The organism is Nocardia sp. (genome assembly GCF_025465275.1).
In the GTDB taxonomy this organism is placed as follows: Bacteria; Actinomycetota; Actinomycetes; order Mycobacteriales; family Mycobacteriaceae; genus Nocardia.
On sequence record NZ_JAODNK010000072.1, the window covers coordinates 127,059 to 139,111 of the forward strand.

The 12,053-nt window shown below is 64.0% G+C and carries 12 protein-coding genes and 2 pseudogenes; 10 read left to right on the forward strand and 4 right to left on the reverse strand.

The genetic code is table 11. From position 1 onward, the window contains the following. Positions 1-44: 44 nt before the first annotated feature. From JWN03_RS16540 to JWN03_RS16560, 5 genes are all read left to right on the forward strand, one after another. The gene (locus tag JWN03_RS16540; protein ID WP_441343002.1) at positions 45-1,325 is read left to right on the forward strand and encodes an acetyl-CoA hydrolase/transferase family protein; all 1,281 of its coding nucleotides are present in this window, start codon (positions 45-47) and stop codon (positions 1,323-1,325) included. Positions 1,326-1,350: 25 nt separating this feature from the next. Continuing rightward, the gene (locus JWN03_RS16545; RefSeq protein ID WP_297615435.1) at positions 1,351-2,274 is read left to right on the forward strand and encodes a hydroxymethylglutaryl-CoA lyase; all 924 of its coding nucleotides are present in this window, start codon (positions 1,351-1,353) and stop codon (positions 2,272-2,274) included. A gap of 39 nt (positions 2,275-2,313) precedes the next feature. After that, positions 2,314-3,072: an SDR family NAD(P)-dependent oxidoreductase gene (locus JWN03_RS16550; protein WP_297615437.1), complete on the forward strand. Its 759-nt coding sequence runs from the start codon at positions 2,314-2,316 to the stop codon at positions 3,070-3,072. A 101-nt stretch (positions 3,073-3,173) separates the two neighbouring features. Continuing rightward, the gene (gene menB, locus JWN03_RS16555) at positions 3,174-4,028 is read left to right on the forward strand and encodes a 1,4-dihydroxy-2-naphthoyl-CoA synthase (RefSeq protein WP_297615439.1); all 855 of its coding nucleotides are present in this window, start codon (positions 3,174-3,176) and stop codon (positions 4,026-4,028) included. Between the two features lie 61 nt (positions 4,029-4,089). Next, on the forward strand, positions 4,090-4,875 hold the full coding sequence (locus JWN03_RS16560; protein WP_297615441.1) for an enoyl-CoA hydratase-related protein: 786 nt from the start codon (positions 4,090-4,092) through the stop codon (positions 4,873-4,875). Between the two features lie 45 nt (positions 4,876-4,920). On the opposite strand, the gene JWN03_RS16565 is transcribed toward JWN03_RS16560, so the two are convergent. From JWN03_RS16565 to JWN03_RS16575, 3 genes are read right to left on the reverse strand one after another with little or no spacing between them, the layout of a single operon-like run. Beyond that, positions 4,921-6,087 carry an acyl-CoA dehydrogenase family protein gene (locus tag JWN03_RS16565; RefSeq protein ID WP_297615443.1) on the reverse strand — a complete coding sequence of 389 codons (1,167 nt, stop codon included), beginning with the start codon at positions 6,085-6,087 and terminating at the stop codon, positions 4,921-4,923. A gap of 46 nt (positions 6,088-6,133) precedes the next feature. After that, positions 6,134-7,753, reverse strand: coding sequence for an AMP-binding protein (locus JWN03_RS16570; protein ID WP_297615445.1), 1,620 nt, complete (start codon positions 7,751-7,753; stop codon positions 6,134-6,136). Continuing rightward, positions 7,750-8,742: an enoyl-CoA hydratase/isomerase family protein gene (locus JWN03_RS16575; protein ID WP_297615447.1), complete on the reverse strand. Its 993-nt coding sequence runs from the start codon at positions 8,740-8,742 to the stop codon at positions 7,750-7,752. The genes JWN03_RS16570 and JWN03_RS16575 overlap by 4 nt, the downstream gene beginning before the upstream one ends. Here JWN03_RS16575 and JWN03_RS45510 point away from each other — a divergent pair. Together JWN03_RS45510 and JWN03_RS16580 are read left to right on the forward strand one after the other, a co-directional pair. After that, a pseudogene (locus tag JWN03_RS45510) lies at positions 8,681-8,842 on the forward strand (PaaX domain-containing protein, C- domain protein); the annotation flags it as partial. The gene JWN03_RS16575 and the pseudogene JWN03_RS45510 sit on opposite strands and share 62 nt — an antisense overlap. Before the next feature lie 3 nt (positions 8,843-8,845). Then, positions 8,846-9,418, forward strand: a complete 573-nt coding sequence (locus JWN03_RS16580) for a PaaX family transcriptional regulator C-terminal domain-containing protein (RefSeq protein WP_297615449.1) — start codon at positions 8,846-8,848, stop codon at positions 9,416-9,418. A 50-nt stretch (positions 9,419-9,468) separates the two neighbouring features. Here the strand turns inward: JWN03_RS16580 and JWN03_RS16585 are convergent, their stop codons facing one another. Beyond that, positions 9,469-9,657, reverse strand: a complete 189-nt coding sequence (locus tag JWN03_RS16585; RefSeq protein ID WP_297615451.1) for a hypothetical protein — start codon at positions 9,655-9,657, stop codon at positions 9,469-9,471. 79 nt (positions 9,658-9,736) lie between these two features. Here JWN03_RS16585 and JWN03_RS16590 point away from each other — a divergent pair, with 79 nt between their 5' ends. The 3 genes and pseudogenes from JWN03_RS16590 to JWN03_RS16600 all read left to right on the forward strand — a co-directional run. Beyond that, on the forward strand, positions 9,737-10,891 hold the full coding sequence (locus JWN03_RS16590; RefSeq protein ID WP_297615453.1) for an acyl-CoA dehydrogenase family protein: 1,155 nt from the start codon (positions 9,737-9,739) through the stop codon (positions 10,889-10,891). After that, entirely contained in the window at positions 10,882-11,673 is a 792-nt protein-coding gene (locus JWN03_RS16595; protein WP_297615464.1) for an SDR family NAD(P)-dependent oxidoreductase, read from the forward strand. The genes JWN03_RS16590 and JWN03_RS16595 overlap by 10 nt, the downstream gene beginning before the upstream one ends. 34 nt (positions 11,674-11,707) lie before the next feature. Continuing rightward, positions 11,708-12,053, forward strand: a pseudogene (locus JWN03_RS16600) (NAD(P)(+) transhydrogenase (Re/Si-specific) subunit alpha); the annotation flags it as partial.

Here is a 12,053-nt window from a genome sequence, read left to right on the forward strand (position 1 = left end):
GCTTTTTGGTCAGTCCTTTTGTACATTAGCCCAAAGACCCTACGATGATCGACGGGATGTGCACGGTGGATTCCGACCCGACAGACGATCGAACGATCGATCTACGGCCGTATATCCGTGCCGGAATGGGAGTCTGGTGGAATCAGGCCGCCGCCGAGCCGACGCCATTGGTGAACGCGCTGGTCGACCAGCTGCCCGAGATCGGCCCGGTAGCCGCCTTCGTCGGCCTGACCTGGAATCATGCGGTCACCCGTGAACCTCCCTCGCAGCTGACAGTCGTGTCCTACGGCGGGCTGGGCGACCTAGCACGGCTGAGCAAGCGCGGCCGCCTCGATGTCGTACCGTGCCACTATTCGGCGTTGCCCACATTGTTCGCCGAAGGCGCGCTGCCGTGCGACGTCGGTCTGCTTCAGGTGGCTCCGCCCGACGCGGATGGCAACTGCTCGTTGGGCATAGGCGTCGACTACGTCGCCGACGCGATCACGCACACGCCGGTGCTCATTGCCGAAATCAACCGGCAGATGCCGGTCACCCGGGGCGCGCCGACGATACCGCTGGGACGCTTCGCCGCAGTCATCGAAACCGACCGGCCACTGCTGATCGCACCCGAACGCGAGCCCGACGAGGCCGAAGGCCGGATCGCACGCCACATTGCGAGCCTGATCGCAGACGGCGACACGATCCAGATCGGCGTCGGCACGCTGCCCGCAGCAGTACTCCGCGCCCTCGAGGGCCACGAAGACCTGGGGATGCATTCCGGGATGATCTCCGACGACGTGCTGCGGCTGATCGACAACGGTGTATTGACCGGTGCCCGCAAGGAAATCGATGCCGGCAAGGTCGTCACCGGGACCGCCATCGGCACCACGAAGCTCTACGAACGCGTAGGTTCACTTCCGGTCGAGTTCCGCCCTGCCAGCTATACCCACGACCCCGCAGTGCTCGCACAGTTGCAGTCGTTCGTCTCGATCAATTCATCGATCGAAATAGATCTCACCGGGCAGGTGGGCGCCGAACGTCGTGGCGACGTCTATCTGGGCGCGGTCGGTGGCCAAACCGACTTCTCCCGCGCCGCGGCACTGACCGGCGCGCGCTCGATCATCGCGATGCGGGCGACCACCCGTGGCACATCGACCATCAAGGCGGCACTCGAATTCGGCTCGGTGACCACTGCCCGTACCGATGTCGACTTCGTGGTCACCGAATACGGCATCGCTCAACTACGCGGCCGGGATTTGGCCCAGCGGGCCCGACAGATGATCGAGGTGGCCGCACCCGAGCACCGTGAGCAGCTCGAGCGCACTCTGTACCACCACGGATCCTGACTGGCAGAGAGAGGAACCACTAACGATGAATCATCCACAGCAGGTACATATCCGGGAAGTGGGGCCGCGCGACGGTTTCCAGAACGAGCCGGAGAACATTCCGACCCCCGACAAGATCAGGCTGATCAACGCGCTCGGACGGTCCGGTGTGCGGCGCATCGAAGTCGCCAGCTTTGTGCGACCCGACGTCATCCCTCAACTATCGGACGGCGCAACCGTTCTCGATGAGATCGACGTCCCCGGTGATGTCCGCCTGATGGTCTTGGTACCCAATACCCGTGGCCTCGACAATGCACTGCGGGTGCGCGACAAGTTCCATGAGGTCGCAATCTTCGTCAGTGCCTCGGAGACGCACAACAAGAAGAACGTCAACCGGACGGTCGATGAGTCGATGGCCGACAACGACGTCATGGCCAAACGCATTGTCGCCGAGGGGTTGGACTGCGCGGCCGTCATCGCTACCTCGTTCGGCTGCCCCTACGAGGGCAAGATCGCGATGACCCGTGTTCTCGACCTGGCCGAACGGTTCGCCGCGGCGGGGGCCACCGAAATCGGGTTCGGCGATACGACCGGCATGTGCAACCCGGCGTACTCGTCCGAATTCTTCGCGGCGGCACTCGACCGGCTGCCGGGCGTCGAGGTCACGGCGCACTTCCACAACACTCGCGGCCAAGGTCTGGCCAATGCCTATGCCGCGCTCGAAGCCGGTTGCACCAGCTTCGAATCCAGCTTCGGCGAACTGGGCGGGTGCCCCGTGCCCGCCGGATCCACCGGCAATATCGCCACCGAAGATCTCGTGAGCATGTTCCACGAGATGGGCGTCGAGACAGGCATCGACCTTCGAAAAATGATCGAGGCCGCGCTCGCCGCCCAGCAGGTCCTCGGGCGCAAGCTCACCAGCCATTCGATCGTTGCGGGCCCCATCGAGTGGGCGCACCAATCCCGGTGAACGCCTTCACAATCCGACACACACTACGGAGCAGTAGATATGACCAATCGAGTCGCATTCGTCACCGGCGGCGCCCAGGGCATCGGTAAAGGCATCTCGAAGACACTGGGAGCCGGCGGATTCCGGGTCGCGGTGGCCGATCTCAACCTCGCCGCCGCCGAGGAAACCGCCGCGGATATCACCGCCGCAGGTGGCACGGCGATCGCCGTGCTGGTCGATGTGACCGATACGGCATCCGTGCAGGCGGCGGTGAAAACAGTCACCGAGCAGCTCGGTCCGGTCGAGATCGCCGTCAACAACGCGGGCTGGGATGACTTCATGAAGTTCCTCGATACCTCCGAAGCGTTCTGGGATCGCGTCCTCGACATCAATTTCAAAGGCGCCCTGCGGGTTACCCAAGCCGTCGTGCCCGGAATGATCGGCCGCGGCTGGGGCCGTGTCATCAATATCGGCTCGGATGCCGGGCGCGTCGGATCCTCGCTCGAGGCCGTCTACTCCGGAGCCAAGGGCGGGATCATCGCGTTCACCAAGACCCTCGCGCGCGAGGTCGCCACCAAGGGCATCACCGCGAATACGGTGTGCCCCGGCCCGACCGACACCCCGGCACTGCGTAAGTTCGCCGACAACGCCGGGCAGGACGCCGAGAAGGTCATCGCGGGCATGACGCGCAATGTGCCGATGAAGCGCCTGGCCCAGCCGAGCGATGTCGCGGCGGCGGTCGCGTTCTTCGCCTCGGACGCAACTGATTACATCACCGGCCAAACCCTCTCGGTGAGTGGTGGGCTCACCATGGCCTGATCCCTACCACTCCGAACGGCTCGACCGGCGTCTTCCCCTCCGCCGGTCGAGCCGTTCGTGCATTCGACATCGTCCACCTACCTGGAAGGACCTGACACATCATGTCGATCGACAACACGCAGGAGCTCGTCACGTGGTCGCGCGTCCGTGATTATGAAGACATCCGCTACGAGCACACTGAAGACGGCATTGCGAAGATCACCATCTGCCGTCCCGAGGTGCGCAACGCTTTTCGGCCGCAGACCCTGATGGAAATCTCCGACGCCTTGATCGATGCGCGCGAGGACACATCGATCGGTGTCATCGTGCTGACCGGCGAAGGCCCGGACGCGTTCTGTTCCGGCGGCGATCAGCGAGTGCGCGGGGACACCGGGTATCTGACCCGCCCGGAGGATGCGGGCAGCGTCGGGCGGTTCCACGTTACCGATCTGCAGATCCAGATCCGCCGACTGCCCAAACCCGTTGTCGCCATGGTCGCCGGGTACGCGATCGGCGGCGGACATGTGCTGCACCTGGTGTGCGACCTCACCATCGCCGCGGACAATGCCCGATTCGGTCAGGTGGGGCCGAAGGTTGGGTCCTTCGACGGCGGATTCGGCGCCGGCTTGCTGGCTGAACTGGTCGGAGTGAAGAAGGCCAAGGAGATCTGGTTCCTGTGCCGCCAGTACGACGCGCGCGAGGCCCTGACGATGGGGTTGGTGAATACCGTTGTGCCGCTGGCCGATTTGGAGCGTGAGACGGTCGCCTGGAGCCGAGAGATGCTGCAGATGTCACCGTTCGCGCTGCGGCTCATGAAGGCCAGCTTCAATGCCGCAGAGGACGGGATAGCCGGCATCCAGCAGCTGGCTCACGACGCGAATCTGCTGTTCTACGCCACTGACGAGGCCAAGGAAGGCCGCGAGGCGTACAAGCAGAAACGCCGTCCCGACTTCGGGCAGTTTCCGCGACGATCCTAGTTGTTTGGTCCGACCTTATGTACAATTGGATCAAATTCTGTTAACGCTCGAGGAAGGTCCCATGTCTGAATCCGGAACGCCCTCCGTCGCATGGTCGTACGCCGACAACGGCATCATGACGGTGACACTGCAGCACCCACCGGTGAACCCGCTGGGGCTCCCGATCATCCAAGGGCTCACCGCCGCCCTCGATGCCGCCGACGAGGTCGGGGACATCAAGATATTGATACTGGAGTCGGGGCTGCCGGGATACTTCGTGGCGGGCGCCGATATCAAGCGCATGTCCGCCGCCGATTCGGAATCCTTTGTCGCGTATGGAGACTCGCTTCGCACCGTCCTCGACCGACTAGCCTCCGCCGACCGTATCTCGATCGCGGCTGTCGAAGGTCTCGCACTCGGCGGCGGCCTCGAGCTCGCCATGGCGTGCACGCTACGCATCGCGGGCGATGCCGCGAAATTCGGTCTGCCGGAGGTAAATCTCGGTCTGATTCCGGGTGCGGGCGGCACGCAGCGCCTCCCCCGCCTGGTCGGCCGCGGCCGCGCCCTCGACATCATGCTGACGGCACGCCAGGTGCCGGCGGCCGAGGCTTACACGATCGGTCTGGTCGACCGGCTCGTCACAGCAGGTGGCGCGAGTGCTGCCGCACATTCCCTCGCCGAGGAACTGCGCACCAAGTCCTTGCCCGCCCAGCAGGCGGTCATCCGGACCGTCGACGCCGCCTTCGATCTTCCGCTCGACATGGGCCTGCGGTACGAGGTGGCACAGATTCAGGAATTGTTCGACCGGGGCGAGGCCAAGGAAGGCATCACGGCCTTCCTCGGAAAGCGCTCGCCGAACTTCGCATGAACGAAGGCCCCCTGCAACCGCCGGGGGCCTTCAACCGTCAGAGCCTCAGCCTGCGACCGCGTTTCGGCCCACCTTCTCACGGGCGATCACCAATTTCATGATCTGCGCGGTCCCGTCCCCGATTTGCAGGCCGAGCACATCTCGCAGCCGCTGCTCGTAGGGCAACTCCGCGCTGTACGCGGCATGGCCGTTGATCAGCAGGCAGGTCTGAACAACTTCGAATGCCAGCTTCGGGCCCCACCATTTGCACATCGCAGCCTCGGTGGTGTGCGGGAGCCCCTGATCCTTGAGCCACAGCGTCTGCAGGCAGAGCAGCCGGCAGGCATGGATATGTGTCTCAGCCTCGGCCAGCGGGAAGGACACGCCCTGGTGGGCCGTCAAGGGCTTGCCGAAGCTCCGGCGCTGCGCCGCGGAATCCCATGTCTCGTCGAGTGATTGACGCGCGACGGCCAGGCACTGCAGCCCGATGAGGGCGCGGCTGAAGTCGAATCCCTGCATCACCTGAACAAAGCCCTGGTTTTCCGTGCCGAGCAAGTGGTCAGCGGGCACGGTCACCCCGTCCAGGTGCAACCAGCCACGTCCGGCCGCGCGGCCACCGAGGTCTTCGAACTCCCCCGTAGTGATGCCCGGCAGATCGAGTGGAACCACGAAAGCGCTGATCCCGCGGGCGCCACTGCCGAACGCGCCGGTCCGGGCCCACACCACTGCGACATCGGCTTGGGTCGCAAAGCTGGTGGACGTCTTCTCCCCGTCGAGAATGTATGTGTCACCCTCACGACGGGCCTTGACGACGAGGTTCGCCGCATCGGAGCCGCCGCCCGGTTCGGTCAACGCGATCGCCGGAAGCGATTCGCCCGCAAGGATTTTCCCGAGCCACGGCCCGACGACCTCCGGCTGGCCATGACGCGCCAGAATCATTCCCGTGAGCGATATCGTGACCATCAGTTGCCCGATGTTGTAGTCGGCGGCACACAACTGCTCGAGCACCAGACCGGAAGTGACGCAGTCCAGGCCGAGTCCGCCGAGCTCCTCGGGCATTTCGATGCCGAAAAAGCCCAACTTGCCCATCTCGCTCAGTGTCGCTCTATCGAACGCGCCCTCTCGCTCACGCTGCTTGTAGAACGGCGCGAGCCGCTGCCTGCCGAAATCGCGGGCAAGATCTACGAGTTCGTCCTGCTCCGGCGTGGTCGAAAAGTTCATCGGACCCGGCATGACAGCTCCTCTCGTCGAGCGATATCCGCGCTCGCCTGTTCGCCGATCATGCGAGGGACCGAAACCGCTCGCGCAGCATGAACTTTTGAATCTTCCCGGTGGCGGTGACTGGAAATTCATCCAGGAACTCGATGCGCTCGGGCACCTTCCAGATAGCGATCTTGCGCTGGTTGGTCAGGAACTCCTTCATCTCTTCGAGAGTGATGCCGACCTCTCCCCTGGTCTGGATCGCCGCGCACGCCCGTTCTCCCACAATGGGATCCGGGACACCGATCAGGGCCACGTTCGCAACCTTCGGGTGCGCCAGCAGCGCTTCCTCCACCTCGCGGGCGCTGATGTTGAATCCGCCGCGAATAATGATGTCCTTGGTCCGGCCTGTGACACGCAGATATCCGGACTCGTCGAGGTACCCGAGATCGCCGGTGCGCCACCAGCCTTCGTCGTCGACGGCCGCAGCGGTGAGCCCTGGACGCTGCCAATACTCGAGCAGGCGCCCCGGACCGCGGTACCGAATCTCCCCGTCCACTTCCGGCGCCACGGGCCGGCCATCCTTGTCGACGATCCGCACCTCGACGCCGGGGACCGGGCGGCCGTCCGATGAAGCGACACGCGCGACGGAATCGTCCGGCCCGCAGACGGTTGCCATCATCACTTCACTGGAGCCGTAGGCACTCACGACGCGGCAACCACTGAAGCTGCTCGCAGCTTCCTCGACCAGGGTTTCCGGGATCGGCGCACCGGCCGAGAGCCAGAACCGCAGTGACGAGACATCGTGGTCGCCCGGGTCATAAGCGTCGAGCATCATGCGAATGAACGGCGCCGGACTCGCCGCGCCTGTGCACCCGTACTGCCCGATCCGCTGCAGCGCAGTCTTGGGATCGAAGATGTCGAGTAGATGCACGGAAGCACCCGCCAACGTCGGAGCCATCACACCCAGCGTCAGCCCCAGCGCATGCGTGACCGGGGAGGGCATGAAAATTACGTCGGACCGACTCATCTTCAACGCGTTCACCGCCTGCTTGGGCAGGAAGGAACTCGAATTCCAGGTGTGCAGACAACCTTTGGGCCGGGACTCGGTGCCGGAGCTGTAGAGAATCAGGTGTGGGTCGTCGGCAGACGGCATGGCAGGCAGCAGTCCGGCATCGTAATTCGACTCCAGGAGCTCGGAGAACGAGAGTGCACCCTCGGCCGGTGCGCCGCGCACGACCACACGGAACCGCACTGTGTCGACGGATGCGGCCACCTCGGCGGCCATCTCGGCATGGTCGAACCGCCGGAACTCCCCGCAGGTGATCAGGGCGACCGCGCCCGAGTTCTCGACGATGAAGCGGATCTCATCGGCGCGGTAGACCACCACAATAGGGATCATGACCACACCGAGCCGCGCGCAAGCGGCATAGATCAGGAAATATTCGGTCCAGTTCGGCAGCTGGACCGCGACCCGGTCACCCGCCCGCACCCCGTGCTCGGCGAGCGCCGCCGCGAGATTCCAAGCCCGCGTGCGGAATTCACCGTATGTCAGCTCGCTGGTGCCATCGGAGACGTAGCGATGATCGGGGTCGAGATCGGCCCACAGGTCGATGACCGAGGCGAAAGTGCTGTCTCCCCAATAGCCTTTCGCGCGATATTCGGCGGATCGGTTCAATGGGCTGTGGTCGGTACTCACGGTGCTTCCTTAGCCAAGAACGCATTCTTGCGGTCGACGATCTCTGGATTGCCCATCGTGGAGTAGCCGTAGAGGCATTCGAGCCGCAATTGATCGTCCAACGGCCGACCGGCGACTTCCAGGATGGTTTCCTTGGCCGATTCCACCGCGGCTCGTGGATTACGCAGGATCTTGGCCGCCATATCTTCGACTGTCGACATCAACTCCGCTCGCGGAACGATCCGGTTGACGAGGTGGACCTCTTTGGCCCGTTCCGCCGTGATCGGCTCACCCATCAGCTCGAGTTCCATGGCTATGCCGACTCCGCAGGTATTCACCAGGCGCACGATGCCGCCGTCGGCGAAGTGCATGCCGCGGCGCATGTGGTAGAAGCCGAATTGAATATCGTCGGCGGCAACGCGGATATCGCAAGCCAGGGCCAGCTCGATGCCGCCGCCGATCACCCATCCGTTTAGTGCGGCGATGATCGGCTTCGTGGTGCGGTGCAGCCCGCGTGTGATGCCACCGGCGAAGCCGCGGTCCAGCAGGCTGCGACCGAGCCCAGGCCCGCCTTCCAGCCAGCCGTCCACATGCGACGACAGATCCGCTCCAGCACAAAATGCCTGGTCACCGGCCCCGGTGAGGATAGCCAGCCGGACCTCCGGATCATCGCGGAATTCGCACCAGGCCCGGAATAGCAGGTCGTCCGTTTCGGTATCGATCGCATTGCGTTTTTCCGGCCGATTGATAGTGATAAACGCGATCTCGCCGCGCTTTTCGTAGAGAACCTTGGGCACCGAACAAGCCTCGATCCCGCGGTGCGTGCCCCGCCTCCGTCGGCGAGCGCCGACACAGCCGCGCATCAGATGATGCATAACGGTAACATCGAGATGCGTAACACTCAATGGTCTGACCGAAAGTTCGGGACGAGGGTGTAAGGTCGCTGCCGTGCTAGACCGCCACCTACCCGCCATCCAGCCACTCACCGCGCGATCGGTCGCGATCAGCACGCTGCTCGGCTACCACCCGCCCGCGCTGCCGATCGGCGCCCTGGTCAAGGTAGGCGAGTTGTTCGGGATTGCGGAACGGACAACTCGGGTAGCGCTGACGCGGATGGTCGCCGACGGTGACGTGACTGCCGAGGGCCGTACCTACCGGCTCACTGAACGGCTGGTAGGGCGGCAGGAGCACCAGGAGGAGAGCTGCTCGCCGACCCCCAAACAGTGGGATGGCAACTGGGACATCGCGATCGTCACCACGTCCGCCCGACCGCTGGCCGACCGTGTCGCGCTGCGTAAGAGCATGGTCGGTTTGCGCCTTGCGGAACTTCGGGAAGGCGTGTGGACCCGTCCGGCCAATCTGCTTCAGCAGTTCGACGGCGCCGCCGCCGAGCAATGCCTGTTTTTCGAGGGGCGGTATCAGAACGACGCCGAACTCGCGGGCACGCTGTGGGACTTGCCCGGCTGGGCAGCCGAAGCACACAGGCTATGCACCGAACTGGCGGCCGCCGATGGACTGGTCTCGGGTTTCATGGCTAGTGCCGAAGTCCTTCGACACCTGCTGATCGACCCCTGCCTGCCGCCGGAACTCCTGCCCGCCGAGTGGCCCGGGGACGAATTGCGGCAGCGATATACCGAATTCAACGCCACCTACGCGCAACGTCTGCGCGAGTACAGCCAGGGCTGATTCCAACGCCGGCGAACTGCCGCTGCATGGCAGCGGCAGATTCTGTCGCTTCACTGCCAGAGCAGCTGACAGGGCAAGGGGCGCAACGCTTTACGCATATCCAGGTCAATCCCGACCAGCACCCTGCCCATCGCGTTCGCCGCCTCGGCGAATCTGCGGGCAACCCTGGTGTCGGCCCGATAGTGCAGTGGGGCGTGCCCCGGGAACCGGACGGTCACATGGCATTGGACTGCAACCATGCGTGTAGCTCCTTCGCTTTCACAACTTGGGACTGATGTTACTATAGGTCAGACCAAATAGAGAAGAGAGGAGCCCGAAATGGTGTCCTTCGAATTCGCGGACGAGCACGAGGAATTTCGCAAGACCCTGCAGGGGTTCAGCGAGCGCGTGCTACTGCCCGGATATCGGGAGCGCGCATCGTCCACAGTGTTTCCGTTCGACATCAACAGGAAGCTCGGCGAACTGGGGGTGCTCGGGATCGGATTACCGGAGCAGTACGGGGGTACCGGTCACGAGGATCCGATCCTTCTCGGTCTCGCAACCGAGACCCTCGCCTACGGCGACGTCAACATGGCGGGTATCCCGGTACAGATCGGACTGTCGGGATCCCAACTGGCCCTGGCAGCCGAGGAAGTACGTGAGCGGTATCTGCCGCCGCTGATCGCGGGCGAAGAGACCATCGCGATCGCACTGACCGAACCGAGCTCCGGTTCCGACGCCGCGGGTCTTAGGACCACCGCGACAACAGTCCAGGGCGGATGGCGCCTGAATGGGGAGAAGACCGCCATTTCATGGGCTATGAACGCTACGGTCGCGCTCGTGTACGCCCGCGAGGGCGGTACGACGCGGGCCTCAGGCGTCAGCTGTTTCGTTGTCCCGCTCGAAGCGCCCGGCGTTACCCGCCACCATATGCCGGGCATGGGTTGCTTGCCATTGGGTTGGGGCTCAATACATTTCGATGATGTCTTCGTACCGCACTCGCACCTCGTCGGCGAAGAAGGGCGGGGCTTCACATCCGCGATGAACCATTTCGACTTCAGCCGTGCGGCACTCGGGCTGCTGTGCCTCGGGGCAGCCAAGCAGAGCTTGGAGGAAGCCGCCATCTACGCACAACAGCGGCTGGCCTTCGGTAGGCCGATTGCCGACAACCAGGGGGTGTCCTTCCAACTCGCCGAGCACGCCACCTATCTGGAGGGCGCACGGTGGACCTGCTATCGGGCGCTGTGGCTGCGCGAAACCGGCCGCTCGCACACCGCACTCGCATCGATGAGCAAGTGGTGGGCGCCGGTAGTCGCCAAGAATGCGATCGAGGCGGCCATGCGCATCCACGGAAACCTCGGATACTCCGTGGAATTCCCACTACAGCAACGCTTCCGCGATGTGATGGCCTACCTGATCGCAGACGGCACCGCGGAGATCCAGAAGAAGATCATCGCCAAGGACATCTTCAATCGAGGGACGGTATCGCTGTGAACGAACTCCCGCCGCCCAAGGACCTGAACGACAGCGGGGCTCTGATCGTCGGCGGCACAGCCGGCATCGGACTCGCGACCGCGCGCCGACTTGCCGCAGTCGGCGTTCCGCGCATCGTTATCGCAGGCCGGAACGAGAAACGCGGCGAATACGCGGCGGCGCTGGTCGCGCAGTCCGGCGCGAAAGTCACCTTCGTCCGAGGCAATGCCATAGATCCGGATTCCGCAAGAGCCATGGCCCGAGAAGCCGAGAGCATCCTGGGCGGCATCGATATCCTGGTGTGTTCGACCGCGGCCGAGGTCCGTCCGGAACTCTTCGCGGACATCCCTATGGAAGATATCGCCAGAATCTATACCCATCTCGCACTGCCATCCATGCACATGGCAAGCGAAGTGCTCCCGATGATGCGCCAGCGGCGGCATGGGGTGATCATCAATGTCGCGTCCGATGCAGCCAAGATCGCCACGCCGGGCGAATCGGTCATCGGTGCCGCCAAGGCCGGCATCGTCATGTTCACCAGAACCATCGCCATCGAGGCTAAGCGCGACGGCGTGCGCGCCAACGTGCTGACGCCCTCCCTTGTGCTCGAAACCGCTTCCACCGAACGCATTACCCGCGATGGATTCAGCGCAAAGCTGTTCGCGAAGGCCGCCCAACAAGCCCAACTCGGAGTACCGGTCGCAGATGACATCGCGGCGCTTGCAGTCTTTTTGTGCAGTCCGGCCGCAGCTCGTCTGACGGGGCAGGCGATCAGCGTCAATGGCGGTATCTCCGCAGCGTGACTTCATCGCAAATATCTACGAGAGGACAGTTTGCGTGGAGATAACGCAGAGCGCAGAGACGGCTGCGCCCCGCAGTACCAGTCTCGGCGTCGTCCGTGAGTCGACCCCGGGCGAACGACGTGTCGCGTTGGTGCCGAAGATCATTCCATCCCTGCTCGAGCAGGGTGTGGAGGTGATCGTCTAGGTCGGCGCCGGTCTGGGCGCACTCATTCCCGACGAGGCCTACACCGCGGCCGGCGCGACCATCGGTGATCCCTGGGACACGGACGTCGTCGTCAAGGTGGCGCCGCCCAATGACGCCGAGATCGCCAAGCTTTCGAGCGGGCAGACACTGATCGGCTTCCTCGCACCGCGCAATGCCGACACCAAGATCGGCGCGC